This window comes from Neisseria dentiae, assembly GCF_024580525.1.
In the GTDB taxonomy this organism is placed as follows: Bacteria; Pseudomonadota; Gammaproteobacteria; order Burkholderiales; family Neisseriaceae; genus Neisseria; species Neisseria dentiae_A.
In genome coordinates this window covers 76,442-93,893 of the sequence record NZ_JANIKQ010000012.1, presented here as the reverse complement: position 1 = coordinate 93,893, position 17,452 = coordinate 76,442, and the positions used below count along the sequence as shown (strand labels likewise).

The following is a 17,452-nucleotide window of genomic DNA, read 5'->3' as shown; positions in this document are numbered from 1 at the left end:
CATAGTTTTGAATACTCATCATAAACCTTCCTTGCATTCGGTTGTGTTGTCGTGCAACTGTTCGGTTGTGGTGATGGTTGGTTATCTGCTCGTTTGGCTAAGACACGGATGTTAAAAAATCCCAGGGCGTGTACAGAGGCAGATAACCTGTTTGGTTGCTATGGTACATCGGTTTCAACATACAAGGGTGTGTCTTCAGAAGGCGTTGCTGTACCTTAGATCAAAGAAAGTGACTTTGTAAGCCGCTAAAGCGGCAACAGAATAGGTTCTGTACTATCTTCACTATCTGTGGCTTGGCTTTGCGGCAAAGATAAGTTTTTCTGCTATATAGAATATACCGATTACGGCCACAGCCAAGCCCACACTTTGCGGCCTTCGCTTTGCAGGATCATAAATGTGCGGCAGGCGGAGGCGGTGGACATACATTCCAAGCCCACGCCTTCGGCGACCAATCGGGCGGCGGTTTTCGGGTGCAGAAACACCTGTTTTTCACCCGTGCCCACCAACACCACTTCGGGCAGGCCGCCGTATTCGGAGGCCGTCTGAAAAAAATCTTCCGCCGTAAGGCTTGCGGGGTCGGTTTGGGCGGGGCTGCCGATGCGCCCGCCGGCGAGCACGACGGCCTGCGTATAAACCTGTCCGTCGATTTCGATTCTGCCCGGCGCATAAGCCGTAACCGCGGCCTGCCCTTCGGGGCGTGTTTCTTCGATCAGCATATAGCGACTCCAATCCGTTAAAAAGATGCAGAAAAGGCCGTTTTCAGGTAGGATTACGGTCTTTTCGCCAAGCATTGGCGCTTTGCAAAATACTAACATACAACGGCTTAAGGAGACAGAATGAAGCCAGTGAATATCGGGATTTTGGGTTTGGGCACCGTGGGCAGCGGCACCGCCCGCGTGTTGCAGGATAATGCCGCAGAAATCAGCCGCCGCCTCGGGCGCGAAGTCAATATTTCGGCCGTGTGCGATTCGAGCGAAGAAAAAGCCCGCGCAGTCTGCCCCGCAGCCGCTTTTGTGAAAGACCCGTTCGAGCTGGTGCAGCGCGCCGACGTCGATGTGGTGGTTGAGCTGTTCGGCGGCACCGGCGCCGCTAAAGACGCGGTGCTCAAAGCCATCGAAAACGGCAAGCACATCGTTACCGCCAATAAAAAACTTTTGGCCGAATACGGCAACGAAATTTTCTCTCTGGCCGAGCAGAAAAACGTAATGGTACAGTTTGAAGCGGCCGTTGCGGGCGGTATTCCGATTATCAAAGCCCTGCGCGAAGGTTTGGCCGCCAACCATATCCAATCGATTGCGGGCATCATCAACGGCACCAGCAATTTCATCCTCACCGAAATGCGCGAAAAAGGCAGCGCGTTTGCCGAAGTGCTGAAAAAAGCGCAGGAATTGGGTTATGCCGAAGCCGACCCGACTTTCGATATCGAAGGCCACGATGCCGGCCACAAAATCACCATCATGAGCGCGCTGGCGTTCGGCACGCCCGTCAACTTCAACGCCTGTTACCTCGAAGGTATCAGCAAGCTCGACAGCCGCGACATCAAATACGCCGAAGAGCTGGGCTACCGCGTGAAACTTTTGGGCATTACCCGCAGAAGTGATAAAGGCGTGGAATTGCGCGTGCATCCCACCCTGATTCCCGAGTGCCGCCTGCTGGCCAATGTGAACGGCGTGATGAACGCCGTGCGCGTTGATGCCGATATGGTGGGCGAAACCCTGTATTACGGCGCAGGTGCGGGCGCGCTGCCGACCGCCAGCGCGGTGGTGGCCGACATTATCGACATCTGCCGCCTGATTACCGCCGACCCCGGCAACCGCGTGCCGCATCTGGCTTTCCAACCCAGCCAGGTCAAAGCACAGCCCATGCTGCCGATGGACGAAATCACCAGCAGCTATTACCTGCGCGTGCAGGCCAAAGACCAGCCGGGCGTGCTCGGCCAGATTGCCAATCTGTTGGCCAAAGAAAACGTTTCCATCGAGGCGCTGATTCAAAAAGGCGTGCTCGACGGCAGCTTGGCCGAAATCGTGATTCTGACCCACAGCACGGTTGAGAAGCATATCAAAACCGCCATTGCCGCCATTGAAGCGCTCGATGTGGTGTATGCGCCGGTGGTGATGATCCGCATGGAGAGCCTGCATGGCCGCAACGGATAAACCCGCAGCGCCCGAACCCACGCCGGACGAGCAGCGCCGCAAAGCCCGCGCCAAAATCCGCACCATACGCATTTGGGCGTTTGTGGTGTTGGGGCTGTTTGCCGGCTTCGGCCTGCTTTCCAACTGCGCCCTGTCGAAGCCCAAAGCCAAGCAGGCGATTGTGGATTCGTGCGTGAAAAACGTGCCTTTTTCCGACAAATGGCAGGCCGATTTGAAAGCCGCCGGCTTGGAAGGAAAGTCGGAACAGCTTATCGAAAGCTACTGCGTCTGCATGTGGGACGAGCCGTTGGAAAAACTGAGCGACAAGCAGATTCAGTCGCTCAGCAAAATCAGCCCGCAGGAACAACTCGAACTGCTCGGTGGTGCGCAGGCGTTCGATGCCCGCGACAAACAATGCGTGGCGGGGCTGGCAAAATAACGCGGAAACCAGAGGCTTTAACCGGCTGGAATTTGAAATCGAAGCCTTTGTAAAACCCACTCAGGCCGTCTGAAACCTTTCAGACGGCCTGAACATTTAAAAAATCAAATTAAAACTAAATCCCGTTATTCCGCCCGTGCGGGAATAACGGGATTTAAGCATTTCAGACGGCCTGAAGGTATTTTTGCAAAGGTTGCGGCTTGGAACTTTTACAAGCTATGTCGGTTTTTAAAGCCTCTGCGCCATGCCCGGGCTTGACCGGTTCATCTTAATTGTTTGGAAAGGAGCGGAGATATCCGGGTCAAGCCCGGGTATGAAGAAACGGTTGCCAAGTAAGCGGGTCGGCGATAACGGCACATAAACTTTTGTGGCGTTTTTTTGGGGGGATTGTTAAACGGTTTTAGGGCGAACTACTGCGCCGTATTCATCAGCCGCACCGCTTTCAGACGGCCTTCGTGCGGTTCGGCCAGCCCGATAAAGGCGCCGTTTTCGCGGTACACGCGCAGCGGGCCGCCGTCGGGCCGGCCTTCGAAAAGCGGGCGTTGGCCTTTTTGCAGCATATCGGCGGCGCGTTCGTTGAGCACGGTTGCGGGCAGGTGTCGGACCAGCGCGTCGCAGGGCAAAAGCAGTGCGTCGCGTTCTGCTTCGCTTAAGGCTTCGAGCGCTTCGAGGGTGTGGCTTTGGGCGATGGTGAAGCCTGCGGTTTCGGTGCGGCGCAGGGCGGTGAGGTGGGCGAAGGTGCCGGTGTGTTTGGCGATGTCTTCGCTGAGGGTGCGGATATAGGTGCCTTTGCTGCAACGCACGTCAATCACGGCGGCGGGCGGGGCGAACGAGCGGATGTTGATCGAATAGATTTCGATGTCGCGCGCTTTGCGTTCGATGGTGATGCCTTTGCGGGCGTATTCGTAGAGCGGTTTGCCTTCGTGTTTCAGCGCCGAAAACATCGGCGGCACTTGGCGGATTTTGCCCGTTAACGCACGGCAGGCCGTCTGAAAAGCGGCCGGGCTGATATTTGCGGGCGCGGTGGCGACGGTTTCGCCTTCGGCATCGCCCGTGGTGGTGGCTTCGCCGAGCTTCAGCGTGGCGGTGTAGGCTTTGTCGGCATCGAGCAGGTATTGGGCGAATTTGGCGGCTTCGCCGAAACACACGGGCAAGAGGCCGGTGGCGAGCGGGTCGAGCACGCCGGTATGCCCCGCTTTTTCGGCGCGGTAGAGGCGGCGGGCTTTTTGCAGGGCGGTGTTGCTCGACAGCCCTTGCGGTTTGTCGAGCAGCAGCACGCCGTTTACGGGGCGTTTGGGCGGTTTGTGCATACGGGGTTTCGGTGTGTGTTGCGGAGAAAAGGCGGTGTTTCAGACGGCCTGGGGGCGGTTTCCGTTCAGTCTTCCACCGGTTTTTCCGCCGCAACCTGATCGATCAGGTGCGAGATGCTCATGCCGCGCTCCAGCGATTCGTCGTATTTGAAATGCAGCTCGGGTATGCGGAACAGTTTGATGCGTTTGCCCAATTCGCTGCGCAGATAGCCTTTGGCGTGTTCGAGTGCGTCTTCGGTGATTTCGCGGGCGGCATCGTCGAGCACGGTGTAGTAAACGGTGGCGTGGCTGTAATCGCGGGTAACTTCCACATCGTTGATGGTGATGAAACCGGCGCGCGGGTCTTTCAAGCCTTTGCGCACCAGCTCGGCCAGCTCGCGCATAATCTGTTCTTTCACGCGGTCTTGGCGGGCGTAGCCCCGTTGGGGTTTTCTCATGGCCTTATCCTTTAAATCAATGATGCCGTCTGAAAAAAGTTTCAGACGGCCTGATATTCAACCGGCGCCATTATAGCTTATAGTGGATTAAATTTAAATTGAGGCAAGGCGAGCCAACGCCGTATCAGTTTAAATGTAATCCACTATGTTTCTCTTTCAGACGGCCTGAAAAAGCAGTAGTCTTAGGTTAACACTCAACAACAAAACAGGAGCTTCACCATGAATCAAACCATCAGAATCGGCCTGGCCGGTTTCGGCCTTTCCGCCAAAGTGTTCCACCTGCCGTTTTGGCGGGCGGACGGGCGGTTTGAAGTAGTGCGCGTGTTGCAGCGTTCAGGCAACTCGGCGCAGGAAGTGCTGCCCGAAGCCGAAATCGTGCGCGATTTTAGCGGCCTGCTGGCAGACGATACGGATTTAATCGTGATTACCACGCCCAACCAAACCCATTTCGAGTTTGCCAAACAAGCCATGCTGGCGGGCAAGCACGTGGTGGTGGAAAAGCCGCTGTGCGCCACCGCAGCCGAAGCGCGCGAACTGGCGGAGCTGGCCGATAAGCAGGGTGTGGTGCTGGCGGTGTATCAGAACCGCCGCTGGGATGCCGCGCCGCTAACCGCCAAACAACTGCTTTCAGACGGCCTGCTGGGCGATATTGTGGACTGCGAAATCCGTTTCGAGCGTTACGCCGAGGGGCTGAACCAGAAAGGCTGGAAAGAAACCGGCGAAGCGGGCGTGGGTTTGGTGTACGACTTAGGCTCGCATCTGGCCGATATGGCGGTGGATTTGTTCGGCCTGCCGCAGGAAATCTATGCCGACGTGCGTTACCAGCACGAGGGCGCAGTGAGCGACGATAATTTTCAAATGCTGTTTTATTACCCCGACGGTAAAAAAGTTTCGCTGACAGCAGGCAAATATATGCGCGAACCGCTGCCGTTTATGGCTTTGCACGGCAAACGCGGCTCTTATGTGAAACAGAACGCCGACAATCAGGAACCCCTGCTGGTTGCGGGCGCGGTGCCCGAGGGTGATTGGAACCGCGAACCGCAAGAAGAGTGGGGCATTCTGCACACGAAAACCGCCGAAGGAAACGTGATTCGCCAACGCTTTGAAGGCGTGCGCGGCGACTACGGCGCGTTTTACCGCAACCTTTACGATGTGCTGGTGAACGGCACCGAATTGGCGGTGAAACCGCAGCAGGTGGCGCAGGTTTTGGATTTGCTGGAAAAGGCTTATCAGAGTGCCGAAAGCAAGGCACGGGTGAAGGTTTGAGTTTGTTTGTGTTAATGCTTGGCTTGCAGGCCGTCTGAAAGTTTCAGACGGCCTGATGTATTACCGCGCCCGGGTAGGGCGCGGGTGGCAAAAAACAGGCAAACCGCGGGCTTAACGGTACACCATGCCGCCGTCGATAATCACCGACTGGCCGGTCATGTAGTCGGAGTCGGGCGAGGCCAGATAATGCACCAGCGCGGCCACGTCTTGCGGCACTTGGGTGCGCCCCATCAGAATGCCGGCCGAGAATTTGGCGAAGGCTTCGCCGGGTTGCAGGCCGAGGTGTTTGCCCATTTCGGCGTCGATACGTTCCCACATTTTGGTGCCGGCCACGCCGGGGCAGTAGCCGTTGACGGTGATTTTGTATTTGGCCAGCTCTTTGGCGGCGGCGATGGTGAGCGCGCGCACGGAAAATTTGCTGGCGCAATAAACGCCTAAAAGGTCGAACGATTCGTGGCCGGCGATGCTGCACGCGTTGATGATTTTATAAACCTTGTCGCCGCCCTGTTTCTTCATCTGCTCGGCGGCGGCCTGAATGCCGTAGAGCACGCCTTTGACGTTGATGTCGAACACGCGGTCGAAATCGGCTTCGGTTACGTTTTCGAGCGGCATCACTTCTTCGATGCCGGCGTTGTTGATAAACACATCCACGCTGCCGAAGGCGGCAACGGCGTGCTGCACGAGGGCGAACTGGTCTTCACGCTTGGCTACGTTGCCATGAAATGCGGTAACGGGCTGGTTGCGGCTTTTGAATTCCTGCTCGGTTTGGGCGAGTTTTTCGGCGTTGATGTCGGACAAAACGATATTGAAACCGTCTTGGGCGAGGCGTTCGGCAATGCCTTTGCCGAGACCGTCGGCCGAGCCTGTGATAACGGCGGTTTTTTGTGCCATGATGTTTCTCCTTTGATTTATTTGGCTGGTGTTGAAAGTCAGGCCGGAGCCTTTGTAAAACAACTTTGAGGCCGTCTGAAAACTTAACGCGGATCCATGGTTTCCGGTAACACACAGTCGTCATTGCCGGGCTTGACCCGGCAATCCAGAGCCTGATGTTTCTGAAATATCCGACTTTTGCCTGAGCAGCAAATGCTGGATTATCGGGTCAGGCCCGATAATGACGGAATCAAACATTTCAGACGGCCACAATAAGTTTTACAAAGATTTCAGGCCGTCTGAAAAGGCTTTCAGCTTGCTGCATATCGCCGGTGTGTTTTCAGACGGCCTGTGTTTGCGAAAGCGCGGTGATGGGGTTTTATTCGTCGACTTCGTCGGCCGAGGGCGGCACCCATGAGACGATAAAGGCGTCGATTTCGGCTTCGCTGGTGTCGGCGTCGGCCAAAATGCCGATCAGGGTTTTCACGGGCAGGGTTTCGCCGCCGCCGTGCAGAATGCGGCGCAGCACGCCGGCATCGGCGGCTTCGACTGCGTTGGTGAGTTTGTCGGTTTCGATGTTCAGAATCTCCATGCCCACGGTAACGGGCGTGCCCACATCGACCAGCCATTCGCTGATGGTGCCTTCTTCCATGGTTAAGCCCCATTTGGGGATGATCACGGGTTTGATATTGCTCATAATACTCTCCTTATGGTTTGGGTTGTGTGCTTGCGGCAGGCCGTCTGAAACCGTGTTCAGACGGCCTTGTGCAGTGTTGTTATGCCGTTGCGGCGGCATTCATGGTTTTACGCACGGCATCGGCGATCTGCTTGCCGCTGGGCAGGTAGATTTTTTCGAGCACGTTTGAGAACGGCACGGGAACGTGCGGTGGCGAAACCATCTGGATGCCCGATTTGAGCACGCCGAAAATCTGCTGGCACACTTGGGCGGAAATATCGGTGGCGATGTTGCAGCGCGGGCTGGCTTCGTCCACCACCACCAGGCGGCCGGTTTTTTCCACCGATTTCAACACGGTGTCGATATCGAGCGGCGAGAGTGTGCGCAGGTCGATCACTTCCGCTTCCACGCCTTCTTTTTCGAGCGCGCGGGCGGCTTCGAGACTGCGCGGCACCATCATGCCGTAGGTAACGATGGTGGCGTCTTTGCCTTCGCGCACGATATTGGCCTTGCCGAAGGGGATGGCATACAGCTCTTCGGGCACTTCGGATTTAGAGGCGTAAAGGCTCTTGTGTTCGCAGAAAATTACCGGGTCGTTGTCGCGGATGGCCTGCACCAGCAAGCCTTTGGCGTCGTAGGCGTTGGAAGGGCACACCACTTTCAGGCCGGGCACATGGGTAAACATGGGCGTGAGCATCTGGCTGTGTTGCGCCGCCGCGCTGAAACCGCCGCCCACCATGGCGCGGATTACCACGGGCGTTTCGGCCTTGCCGCCGAACATATAGCGGAACTTGGCGGCCTGGTTGAGGATTTGGTCGAAGCACACGCCCATAAAGTCGATAAACATCAACTCGGCAACAGGGCGCAGGCCGCAGGTGGCGGCACCGATGGAGGCGCCGACGTAGGCTGCTTCGGAAAGCGGGGTGTCGATCAGGCGGTCGCCATGCTTGGCATACAAACCCTTAGAGAGGCCGAGCACGCCGCCCCAAGCGTCGCGTTCGCCGCTGGCGCCGGCGCCGCCGACAATGTCTTCACCCATCATAATCACGGTGGGGTCGCGGCTCATCTCTTGGTCGATGGCTTCGTTAATCGCTAATTTCATGGTTAATTGGCGGGACATGATGTGTTTCTCCTATTTTGAAATTTTCACACGCTGCGTATTTCGGTGCCGTGCGGCTTAATACGAAACGTAAACATCGGTGAGCAAATCTTCCGGCTCGCACGGGGGCGCGGCTTTGGCTTCCTGCACCGAGCGTTCGATCAGCGCGGCCACTTCTTGATCTACCGCGTCGAGTTCGGCATCGGTGAGCACGCCCGCCTCGGTAACGCGTTGGCGGAAAATCTTGATACAGTCGTGATTGGCGCGCAATTCTTCCACTTCGCCTTTGGGGCGGTAGGTTTGCGCGTCGCCTTCGAAGTGGCCGTAGAAGCGGTTGGTTTTGCACTCAAGCAGGGCGGGGCCGCCGCCGTTGCGGGCGCGGCGGATTACTTCGCCTGCGGCTTCATACACGGCGAAAAAGTCGTTGCCGTCCACCACCACGCCGGGAATGCCGAAGCCTACGCCGCGGTCGGCAAAGCTGTTGGAGGCGGTGCCGTAGTCGCGCGCGGTGGATTCGGCATAGCCGTTGTTTTCCACCACGAAAATCACCGGCAGGTTCCACACGGCCGCCAGATTCATGCTTTCCAAAACCGTGCCCTGATTGGCCGCGCCGTCGCCGCAGAACGTTACCGCCACGCCGCCGTTGCCTTTGAATTTGGCCGCCAGCGCCGCGCCGCAGGCCAGCGGTGCGCCCGCGCCGACAATGCCGTTGGCGCCCATCATGCCTTTCGACAAGTCGGCGATGTGCATCGATCCGCCTTTGCCGCGGCACACGCCGTCGCGCTTGCCGTAGATTTCTTTCATCATGCCGATTACGTCCACCCCTTTGGCGATACAGTGGCCGTGGCCGCGGTGGGTACTGGTGATGCGGTCTTCATCGTTCAGGTGGTAGAGTACGCCGGTGCCGGTGGCTTCTTCGCCGGCATAAAGGTGCACGAAGCCGGGAATGTCGCCGCGCGCGAAGTCAACGTGCAGCCGCTCTTCGAAATCGCGTATGGTTTTCATACGGCGGTAAACGTCGAGCAGTTGGTTTTTGTCCAAAGGCAATTTGGTGCTCATGGTGTTTCTCCTTGTTCAACGGGGTTTTGTTTGAGGCCGTCTGAAAAGGCTTCAGACGGCCCTAGAGCGTGTAGTCAGAAAGCGTTGTGGCGGTATTTTTGGTTAAAATCCGCATCTGCTGCGTTAAAAATGCTCGCAAGATGTCCAATCTTGCTGTGCTTTTTGCCTTGCATCTGCGGATTTTTCCTCAAAAAACCGCTTCACAAGCCTTCTGACTACACGCCCTAGCGGGATTCCCTTGTGTAAAGCTTCTCTAAATATATTTTGCTTTTTCAGACGGCCTCTTCATTTTTAAAGGCCGTCTGAAAACCTCAAACCTCGTGCAATTTTTGCGCGCACACATATTTCAAAACCGCAGGCACATCCAGCGTGTAGAACGCGTTTTCCTGCAACGAAATCAGCGCGTATTCGTTGTCGCGAAGGGCGATTTCGCGTTCGCCGTCCAGCGCAATCAGGCAGTTTTGGCCGCTCACGCGGTATTCTTCGCCCGCTTTGAAACGGCGGAACGAAGCGATTTCGATGTCTTCCACTTTGCCGGGCGACAACACCGCCTGAATGGTGAACGTTTTAGCGGCCGGTTCGTGCGTGCCGTAGGCAGGTGCCAGCTCGATCAGCAGACCGCCCGCATCATGGCGGCCTACGGGCTGCAAAGCCGCCGCCACCGCCGACAAACCCACGGCTTCAATCGATGCCTGCGTAGAAATCACCGTGCGCAGCGTATCGGTTTGGCTGATGGCTTTGGCACCGAGTATCGCCTCGTTCAACACCGCCGCATCAATCAGCGCCACATCGTTTTGCTTTTCGAGGCCGTCTGAACCGAATGTGCGGATATGCAGGCATTTGTTAGGCCGCAGCGCGTGTTCGTCCGGCACGCGGCCGGTGGCATACAGCCCCGCCGCCCATGCCGTTACGGTTACTTCGCGCATCGGCGGAAAAGCATTGTTGGTGCCGGTGGAAATGCCCGCGATGGGGATGTCGCGGCAGCCTTTCACCACCGCACGGTGGGTGCCGTCGCCGCCGAGCACCAGCAAAGCCGCCACACCTTCGCGCCGCATAATTTCCGCCGCCCGCACCGAATCTTCGGTTTTGGTACGCACCGGCATATCCAGCCAGCGCAGGCGCGGCAGCGGGTAGCGCGACTCCTCCGCCGCTGCCGGCAACTGCCGTTCCAAATGCAGGCGCAGCCCTTCCATTTCGGGCATCAGCAACACTTCGTCCACTTTGCAGGCGGCAAGCGCCTGCAAAATCCGCAGCAGCATATTGGCACGCTCGCCCAGCGTCAGCCCCGCCGCATGAGAAATCACACGGCGGATGTCGCGGGCGGATACGGGGTTGGCGATAATGCCGATTCGGACAGTCATGGCGCGCTCCTTTAACGGGTTTGCCAAATTCCCAGCAAATGGCGTGCCATAACGCTAAAATTTTTTTATATAATTGAATTTAAATTAAAAATAATTATTTGAATGGTAGCGGAGTAGGGAGGTGTTACTGTAACAATCGAGGGTGTAACAGGATGGGGTGATACAGATGTGACAGTTGAAACAAATTGAAATCAAGCTTGGATTGAGGATGTACGGATATGAATAAAGAAAAGTCTCAGGCCGTCTGAAAATATTTTTCAGACGGCCTGATTGTTATTTAAACCGGTTGCCGGTTACAGCGGCCAGTGCAGCGCGGGATTGCTTTCAATCACGGCTTTAAACTGGTTTTGAATGCGTTTGATGGCTTCTTCGCTGTCGGCTTCGAAACGCAGCACCAGCACGGGCGTGGTGTTTGAAGCGCGCATCAGGCCGAAGCCGTCGGCAAACTCCACGCGCAGGCCGTCGATGGTGATGGTTTCGGCGGCTCCATCGAATTTTGCGGTTTTCGCCAACTCTTCAATCACTTGGTGGCCGTTGCTGCCTTCGGGCAGGTCGATGTTGATTTCGGGGGTGGAAATGCTTTGCGGCAGGGCATTGAGCACGGCGGAGGGGTTGTCGGAAGCGGATAGGATTTCCAACATGCGGCAGCCTGCATAAAGGCCGTCGTCGAAGCCGAACCAGCGCTCTTTAAAGAAGGTGTGGCCGCTCATTTCGCCCGCCACCAGCGCGCCGTTTTTCTTCATCGAAGATTTGATGAAGCTGTGGCCGGTTTTTTCCATAACCGGTTCGCCGCCGTGTTCGCGTATCCACGGCGCCAAGAGGCGGGTGGATTTTACGTCGAAAATCACTTTCGCGCCGGGGTTGCGGCTTAATACGTCTTGGGCGAACAGCATCAGTTGGCGGTCGGGGTAGATGATGTTGCCTTCTTTGGTTACCAAACCCAAGCGGTCGCCGTCGCCGTCGAATGCCAGGCCTATTTCGGCATCGCCGTTTTTCAGCTCGTTAATCACGTCTTGCAGGTTTTTCGGCTTGGCGGGGTCGGGGTGGTGGTTGGGGAAGTTGCCGTCCACATCGCAGAAGAGTTCGGTTACTTCGCAGCCGAGCGCGCGGTAGAGCGTGCCTGCGAATGCGCCGGCCACGCCGTTGCCTGCGTCGGCAATGATTTTCATCGGGCGTTTGAGCTTGATGTGGCCGACGATGGTTTCGAGGTATTGCGGGAAAATGTCTTTTCCGCTCACGCTGCCTGCCGCTGCGCCGCTGACGAAGCGCTCGTTTTCGATGGCGGCGAGCAGTTCCTGAATGGCTTCGCCCGCCAGCGTGTCGCCGCCGAGCATCATTTTGAAGCCGTTGTAGTCGGGCGGGTTGTGGCTGCCGGTAATCATCACGCCGCTGCCGCCGCATTCTTGAATGGCGGCGAAATAGAGCATGGGCGTGGCCACCATGCCGACGTTGAGCACGTCGATGCCGCTTTCGGTGAAGCCGCGCGAGATGTTTTCCATCAGCTCGGGGCCGCTGAGGCGGCCGTCGCGGCCGAGGGCGATTTTTTTGATGCCTTGTGCGGCGGCTCTGGCGGCGATGGCCTTGCCGATTAGGTAGGCGGCTTCGTTGGTGAGGGTTTTGCCGACGATACCGCGGATATCGTAGGCTTTGAAGATGTCGCGGGCGATGGTTGCCATGATTTTTCCTTTGTTGGGTTATATAAACAGAAGCTTGGCCGATTGTAGCACAGCACGCTAAGGCCGTCTGAAGGCATTTGGGCTTTGCTGCGTTTGTTTTTCAGACGGCCTTTGATATTGCTGCTACCGGGTTTTGTGTTCCAGCACGAAGCGTGCGCCTTCGTCTTGCGCGAGCAGGGCGGCGAGAGCGGGCAGGGTTTCCTGCAACTGCTGTGCCAGCAGGTAGGGCGGGTTGATAACGAACATGCCGCTGCCGTGCATACCGAAGCCGTCGGCGCGCGGCGCGTGCACATAAAGCTCGGCCTGCAAATGGTTTTCGGGCGAAAGTTTGTTTAGCTGCTGCGGCAGTTTGCGGCTCTCTTCGCGGCTCAGGCAGGGATACCACACTAAATAGCAGCCTGATTCGAAACGTTTTTGCGCTTCTTTTAAAGTGTGCACCACGCGTGCGTAATCCTGTTTTTCTTCGTAGGGCGGGTCGATGAGCACCACGGCGCGGCGGGTAGGGGGCGGCAGCAGGGAAATCAAACCCTGATAGCCGTCGGCCTGCATGATTTGGCCGCGCCTGCCCAAACGGGCTTCCTGCATATTATGCTGCAAATGCAGGAAATCGGCCGGATGCAGTTCAAACAGGCGCAGCTTGTCGGCAGGGCGGGTTAACGCCTGCGCCAGCCACGGCGAGCCGCAATAAAGGCCGGGCTGCGGCAGAATGCTTTTCAGACGGCCTGCAAACGCTTGCAGCGGCTCGGGCAGTTGCCGCGCCTGCTGCAAACGCCCGATGCCTTGTTTGTATTCGCCCACTTTCTGCGCTTCGCTGCCGCCCAAGTCGTACAAACCCGCGCCGCTGTGGGTGTCGATATACCAATATGGCTTGTCTTTGCGGTTGAAATATTCGAGCGTGAGGTAGAGCACGAAATGTTTGAGCATATCGGCATGGTTGCCGGCGTGGAAAGCATGGCGGTAGCTGAGCATGAAAAGGCCGTCTGAAAAAGTGGGAAAACACGATTTTAAATGAAGCGGCCGCCAAAGGGTAGGCTCGGCGCGCGCCGTGCGTTTGAGTAGGCGCAGGGGCAAATCTGCGGTAAGATACGCAGGATTTTTTATTCAGTTTTTCAGACGGCCTGATGTTTCGTTTTGAGGCCGTCTGAAACCGTTTAACCCATTGCAGAAACCGCTATGAAAACCGCAGAACTCCGCCAAAAATTCTTAAAATTCTTTGAAAGCAAAGGCCACCAGATTGTGCCTTCCTCTTCGCTGGTGCCGCACGACGACCCGACGCTTCTGTTCACCAACGCCGGCATGAACCAATTTAAAGACGTGTTCCTCGGCTTCGACAAACGCTCCTACAACCGTGCCACCACCGCGCAAAAATGCGTGCGTGCCGGCGGCAAACACAACGACCTTGAAAACGTCGGCTACACCGCCCGCCACCACACCTTCTTTGAAATGATGGGCAATTTCTCGTTCGGCGACTATTTCAAGCACGACGCCATCAAATTCGCCTGGGAATTCCTCACCAGCCCCGAATGGCTGAACCTGCCCAAAGAAAAACTGTTGGCCACCGTTTATGCCGAAGACGACGAAGCCTACAACATCTGGCTCAACGAAATCGGCCTGCCCGCTGAAAAAATCATCCGCATCGGCGACAACAAAGGCGGCCGCTACGCCTCCGACAACTTCTGGCAGATGGGCGACACCGGCCCCTGCGGCCCCTGCACCGAAATCTTCTACGACCACGGCGAGCATATCTGGGGCGGCCCGCCGGGAAGCCCCGAAGAAGACGGCGACCGCTACATCGAAATCTGGAACAACGTATTCATGCAGTTCAACCGCGACGAAGCGGGCAATATGAACCCGCTGCCCAAACCCTCGGTGGATACCGGCATGGGCTTGGAACGCATGGCTGCCGTGGTGCAGCATGTGAACAGCAACTACGAAATCGATTTGTTTGAAAACCTGCTCAAAGCCGCCGCCCGCGAAACCGGCGTGGCATTCAGCATGGATATTCCCAGCCTGAAAGTGATTGCCGACCACATCCGTGCCTGCTCATTTTTGATTGCCGACGGCGTGATGCCGAGTAACGAAGGCCGAGGTTATGTGTTGCGCCGCATCATCCGCCGTGCCGTGCGCCACGGTTACAAACTCGGCCAGAAACAGCCTTTCTTCTACAAACTGGTGCCTGATTTGGTGAAAGAAATGGGCGATGCCTACCCCGAGTTGAAAGAGCGTCAGGCGCAAATCAAAGAGGCATTGAAAAACGAAGAAACCCGTTTTGCCCAAACATTGGAAACCGGCATGGCTTTGCTGGAAAACGCGCTGGCCGATGACACCAAAACACTGGGCGGCGAGGTTATTTTCAAACTTTACGACACCTATGGCTTCCCCTACGACCTGACTGCCGACATCTGCCGCGAGCGCAATATCGATATGGACGAAGAAGGCTTCAACCGCGAAATGGAAGCCCAGCGCGCCCGCGCCCGCGCCGCGCAAAACTTCAAAGCCGACACCCAACTGGCCTACGAAGGGCAGGACACCGAATTCACCGGCTACACCGAACGCAAAACCGAAGCCAAAATCCTCGCCCTCTATAAAGGCAGTGAATCTGTTGACGAATTGGCAGAAGGCGACAGCGGCGCCGTGGTGCTCGACCGCACCCCGTTCTACGCCGAAAGCGGCGGCCAAATCGGCGACGTCGGCTATATTTCCGCCGGCGGCAACCGTTTCGAAGTGCGCGACACGCAAAAAATCAAAGCCGCCGTACACGGCCAGTTCGGCATCGTGGTTTCAGGCCGTCTGAAAGTGGGCGACAGCATCACCGCCGAAATCGACAACGACATCCGCAATGCCAATATGCGCAACCACAGCGCCACCCACCTGATGCACAAAGCCCTGCGCGACGTACTCGGCAGCCATGTCGAACAAAAAGGCTCGCTGGTAACCGCCGAAGTAACCCGCTTCGACATTTCCCACCCGCAGGCTGTTAGTGCCGAAGAAATCGCCGAAGTCGAGCGCCGCGTGAACGCCGCCATTCTCGCCAACGTCGAAGTGAAAGCCGCGCTGATGAGCATGGAAGACGCACAGAAAACCGGCGCCATGATGCTGTTCGGCGAAAAATACGGCGACGAAGTGCGCGTGTTGCAGATGGGCGACTTTTCCACCGAATTGTGCGGCGGCACCCACGTTTCCCGCACCGGCGATATCGGTCTCTTCAAAATCATCAGCGAAGGCGGCATCGCCGCCGGTATCCGCCGCATCGAAGCCATTACCGGCCTGAACGCCCTCAAATGGGCGCAAGGCCAAGAGCGCTTGGTGCGCGACATCATCGGCGAAGTGAAAGCGCAAACCGAAAAAGACGTATTGGCCAAAATCCAAGCCAATGCCGCGCAAAGCAAAGCATTGGAAAAAGAACTGGCCAAAGCCAAAGCCGAGCTGGCGGTACACGCCGGTGCCAAACTGCTGGACAACGCACGCGATTTAGGCGCGGCCAAACTGGTGGTTGCCCAAATCGACGCCGAAGCAGGCGCCCTGCGCGACATCGTTACCGACCTTGCCGGCAAATCCGACAACGCCGTGATCCTGCTGGCAGCGGTGAACGACGGCAAAGCATCGCTGTGCGCGGGCGTATCCAAGCCGTTGACCGCCAAAGTGAAAGCCGGCGATTTGGTGAAATTCGTCGCCGAACAAATCGGCGGCAAAGGCGGCGGCAGACCGGATTTGGCACAGGCCGGCGGAACCGAAGTAGACAAACTGCCTGAAGCGCTGAATAGCGTGGCAGATTGGGTCGGCGGCAAGCTGGCTTGATTTTGGTTGGATTGAATAAGGCCGTCTGAAAAATCATTTTCAGACGGCCTGCCTTAAAAAGCTGAGCTTACCGGTTTATGTTATTCCCAACACTTTTTACATTTTAAGAATTTAAAAAAATAGGAGCGAAAAAATGCCCGCACCGCACCGCACCGCACCGCACCGCACCGCACCGCACCGCACCGCACCGCACCGCAATTATAACTTAATTATCAATTGTTTATCAAATCTTTTTCCAGTTTGGAAAGGGGTTTGATATGTCCGGCAACAGATCCCTTCATGCCGCCAGCCGAGCCAAAAACGACGAGTTCTACACCGAACTCTCCGATATTGAAAAAGAGCTGAGGCACTACAAAAAGCACTTCCAAGGCAAAACCGTCTACTGCAATTGTGACGACCCGCGTGTCAGCAATTTCTTCCATTATTTCTCGTACAACTTCGAGCATCTGGGCTTGAAAAAGCTGATTGCTACCTGCTACAAAAGCCAACACGCCGACCTGTTCAGCCAAAACGACAGCGAGCAAGCCGTGTGGCTGGAATACACGGGTGATAAAGACGGCAACGGCACCCCTTCACTTGATGAGATTGCCGTGATGCCGCTCCAAGGCGACGGCGATTTCCGCAGCGCGGAATGCATTGAATTGCTCAAACAGGCCGATATTGTGGTTACCAACCCGCCGTTTTCGCTGTTTCGCGAGTATGTGGCGCAATTGGTGGAATACGGCAAACAATTTCTGATTATCGGCAACCAGAACGCGATTACCTACAAGGAAATTTTTCCCTTAATCAAGGAAAACAAGCTGTGGCTGGGAAATCACGGCGGAGACATGAAGTTCAAAGTTCCCTCGCACTATGAGCCGCGCCCGACCCGCTATTGGCAAGATGAGAGCGGCCAGAAATGGCGCAGCATGGGCAATACGTTTTGGTTTACCAACCTCGACCACGACAAGCGCCACGAAGAACTGATTTTATACAAACGCTACAGCCCTGAAGAATATCCGTATTACGACAATTACGATGCGATAGAAGTCAGCAAAGTGGCAGAAATTCCCTGCGATTTTGACGGTGTGATGGGCGTGCCAATTACGTTTTTGGATAAGCACAATCCCGAGCAGTTTGAGATTGTCGGTTGTAGCTATTCGTATGGAGAGCCTATCGGCTACTTTCACGGTGGTACTGATTACAGTGTAACCATAGGCGGCATTCATAAATACAAAAGGCTGTTTATTAAGCGCAAGAAATAGACTGTCTGAAAGCAGGGGGCAGCCTATTGCCCCCACTCGTGCAGGCATCATGATTAAGGTGCATCAAGATGCATCCCACAAGGAA

General features: G+C 56.3%; 15 protein-coding genes. 5 read left to right on the top strand and 10 right to left on the bottom strand.

Annotation, left to right across the window (positions count from 1 at the left end):
• Positions 1 to 341 precede the first annotated feature (341 nt).
• On the bottom strand, positions 342 to 716 hold the full coding sequence (locus NQ012_RS08570; protein ID WP_257067190.1) for an Mth938-like domain-containing protein: 375 nt from the start codon (positions 714 to 716) through the stop codon (positions 342 to 344).
• A 120-nt stretch (positions 717 to 836) separates the two neighbouring features.
• Here NQ012_RS08570 and NQ012_RS08565 point away from each other — a divergent pair, with 120 nt between their 5' ends.
• Together NQ012_RS08565 and NQ012_RS08560 are read left to right on the top strand one after the other, a co-directional pair.
• Positions 837 to 2,153, top strand: a complete 1,317-nt coding sequence (locus tag NQ012_RS08565; protein ID WP_257067188.1) for a homoserine dehydrogenase — start codon at positions 837 to 839, stop codon at positions 2,151 to 2,153.
• Positions 2,137 to 2,571 carry a hypothetical protein gene (locus NQ012_RS08560; RefSeq protein ID WP_257067187.1) on the top strand — a complete coding sequence of 145 codons (435 nt, stop codon included), beginning with the start codon at positions 2,137 to 2,139 and terminating at the stop codon, positions 2,569 to 2,571. Before NQ012_RS08565 ends, NQ012_RS08560 begins: the two co-directional genes overlap by 17 nt.
• Before the next feature lie 410 nt (positions 2,572 to 2,981).
• Here the strand turns inward: NQ012_RS08560 and truB are convergent, their stop codons facing one another.
• The gene (truB, locus tag NQ012_RS08555) at positions 2,982 to 3,881 is read right to left on the bottom strand and encodes a tRNA pseudouridine(55) synthase TruB (protein WP_257067186.1); all 900 of its coding nucleotides are present in this window, start codon (positions 3,879 to 3,881) and stop codon (positions 2,982 to 2,984) included.
• A gap of 65 nt (positions 3,882 to 3,946) precedes the next feature.
• A complete protein-coding gene (rbfA, locus tag NQ012_RS08550) occupies positions 3,947 to 4,318 on the bottom strand; it encodes a 30S ribosome-binding factor RbfA (protein ID WP_257067185.1) in 372 nt (123 codons plus the stop codon).
• Between the two features lie 219 nt (positions 4,319 to 4,537).
• Here rbfA and NQ012_RS08545 point away from each other — a divergent pair, with 219 nt between their 5' ends.
• Positions 4,538 to 5,584 carry a Gfo/Idh/MocA family oxidoreductase gene (locus tag NQ012_RS08545; protein WP_257067184.1) on the top strand — a complete coding sequence of 349 codons (1,047 nt, stop codon included), beginning with the start codon at positions 4,538 to 4,540 and terminating at the stop codon, positions 5,582 to 5,584.
• A 111-nt stretch (positions 5,585 to 5,695) separates the two neighbouring features.
• On the opposite strand, the gene NQ012_RS08540 is transcribed toward NQ012_RS08545, so the two are convergent.
• The 7 genes from NQ012_RS08540 to NQ012_RS08510 all read right to left on the bottom strand — a co-directional run bounded on the left by NQ012_RS08540 (position 5,696) and on the right by NQ012_RS08510 (position 13,294).
• Entirely contained in the window at positions 5,696 to 6,475 is a 780-nt protein-coding gene (locus NQ012_RS08540; RefSeq protein ID WP_306440833.1) for an acetoin reductase, read from the bottom strand.
• A gap of 358 nt (positions 6,476 to 6,833) precedes the next feature.
• Complete coding sequence (locus NQ012_RS08535) at positions 6,834 to 7,151, bottom strand: biotin/lipoyl-containing protein (protein ID WP_257067183.1); 318 nt, start codon at positions 7,149 to 7,151, stop codon at positions 6,834 to 6,836.
• Positions 7,152 to 7,230: 79 nt separating this feature from the next.
• A complete protein-coding gene (locus NQ012_RS08530) occupies positions 7,231 to 8,250 on the bottom strand; it encodes an alpha-ketoacid dehydrogenase subunit beta (RefSeq protein WP_257067182.1) in 1,020 nt (339 codons plus the stop codon).
• A gap of 57 nt (positions 8,251 to 8,307) precedes the next feature.
• Positions 8,308 to 9,288: a thiamine pyrophosphate-dependent dehydrogenase E1 component subunit alpha gene (locus NQ012_RS08525; RefSeq protein WP_257067181.1), complete on the bottom strand. Its 981-nt coding sequence runs from the start codon at positions 9,286 to 9,288 to the stop codon at positions 8,308 to 8,310.
• 311 nt (positions 9,289 to 9,599) lie between these two features.
• Positions 9,600 to 10,649, bottom strand: a complete 1,050-nt coding sequence (locus NQ012_RS08520) for an NAD(+)/NADH kinase (RefSeq protein ID WP_257067180.1) — start codon at positions 10,647 to 10,649, stop codon at positions 9,600 to 9,602.
• A 293-nt stretch (positions 10,650 to 10,942) separates the two neighbouring features.
• Positions 10,943 to 12,325, bottom strand: a complete 1,383-nt coding sequence (locus tag NQ012_RS08515) for a phosphomannomutase/phosphoglucomutase (protein WP_257067179.1) — start codon at positions 12,323 to 12,325, stop codon at positions 10,943 to 10,945.
• A gap of 123 nt (positions 12,326 to 12,448) precedes the next feature.
• Entirely contained in the window at positions 12,449 to 13,294 is an 846-nt protein-coding gene (locus NQ012_RS08510) for a 23S rRNA (adenine(2030)-N(6))-methyltransferase RlmJ (protein ID WP_257067178.1), read from the bottom strand.
• A 204-nt stretch (positions 13,295 to 13,498) separates the two neighbouring features.
• On the opposite strand from NQ012_RS08510, the gene alaS reads away from it, so the two are divergent.
• Positions 13,499 to 16,123, top strand: a complete 2,625-nt coding sequence (gene alaS / locus NQ012_RS08505) for an alanine--tRNA ligase (RefSeq protein ID WP_257067176.1) — start codon at positions 13,499 to 13,501, stop codon at positions 16,121 to 16,123.
• Positions 16,124 to 16,380: 257 nt separating this feature from the next.
• The gene (locus NQ012_RS08500; protein WP_257067175.1) at positions 16,381 to 17,367 is read left to right on the top strand and encodes an adenine-specific methyltransferase EcoRI family protein; all 987 of its coding nucleotides are present in this window, start codon (positions 16,381 to 16,383) and stop codon (positions 17,365 to 17,367) included.
• The last annotated feature ends 85 nt before the right edge of the window (positions 17,368 to 17,452 follow it).

What these genes read in the sequence shown, in the direction of transcription:
- NQ012_RS08500 (WP_257067175.1), top strand. Translation starts at nt 16,381, where the DNA reads ATGTCCGGCAACAGATCCCTTCATGCCGCCAGCCGAGCCAAAAACGAC.
- NQ012_RS08530 (WP_257067182.1), bottom strand. Translation starts at nt 8,250, where the DNA reads ATGTCCCGCCAATTAACCATGAAATTAGCGATTAACGAAGCCATCGAC.
- NQ012_RS08570 (WP_257067190.1), bottom strand. Translation starts at nt 716, where the DNA reads ATGCTGATCGAAGAAACACGCCCCGAAGGGCAGGCCGCGGTTACGGCT.
- NQ012_RS08515 (WP_257067179.1), bottom strand. Translation starts at nt 12,325, where the DNA reads ATGGCAACCATCGCCCGCGACATCTTCAAAGCCTACGATATCCGCGGT.
- rbfA (WP_257067185.1), bottom strand. Translation starts at nt 4,318, where the DNA reads ATGAGAAAACCCCAACGGGGCTACGCCCGCCAAGACCGCGTGAAAGAA.
- NQ012_RS08565 (WP_257067188.1), top strand. Translation starts at nt 837, where the DNA reads ATGAAGCCAGTGAATATCGGGATTTTGGGTTTGGGCACCGTGGGCAGC.
- alaS (WP_257067176.1), top strand. Translation starts at nt 13,499, where the DNA reads ATGAAAACCGCAGAACTCCGCCAAAAATTCTTAAAATTCTTTGAAAGC.
- NQ012_RS08545 (WP_257067184.1), top strand. Translation starts at nt 4,538, where the DNA reads ATGAATCAAACCATCAGAATCGGCCTGGCCGGTTTCGGCCTTTCCGCC.
- NQ012_RS08540 (WP_306440833.1), bottom strand. Translation starts at nt 6,475, where the DNA reads ATGGCACAAAAAACCGCCGTTATCACAGGCTCGGCCGACGGTCTCGGC.
- NQ012_RS08560 (WP_257067187.1), top strand. Translation starts at nt 2,137, where the DNA reads ATGGCCGCAACGGATAAACCCGCAGCGCCCGAACCCACGCCGGACGAG.
- NQ012_RS08535 (WP_257067183.1), bottom strand. Translation starts at nt 7,151, where the DNA reads ATGAGCAATATCAAACCCGTGATCATCCCCAAATGGGGCTTAACCATG.
- NQ012_RS08520 (WP_257067180.1), bottom strand. Translation starts at nt 10,649, where the DNA reads ATGACTGTCCGAATCGGCATTATCGCCAACCCCGTATCCGCCCGCGAC.
- NQ012_RS08525 (WP_257067181.1), bottom strand. Translation starts at nt 9,288, where the DNA reads ATGAGCACCAAATTGCCTTTGGACAAAAACCAACTGCTCGACGTTTAC.
- truB (WP_257067186.1), bottom strand. Translation starts at nt 3,881, where the DNA reads ATGCACAAACCGCCCAAACGCCCCGTAAACGGCGTGCTGCTGCTCGAC.
- NQ012_RS08510 (WP_257067178.1), bottom strand. Translation starts at nt 13,294, where the DNA reads ATGCTCAGCTACCGCCATGCTTTCCACGCCGGCAACCATGCCGATATG.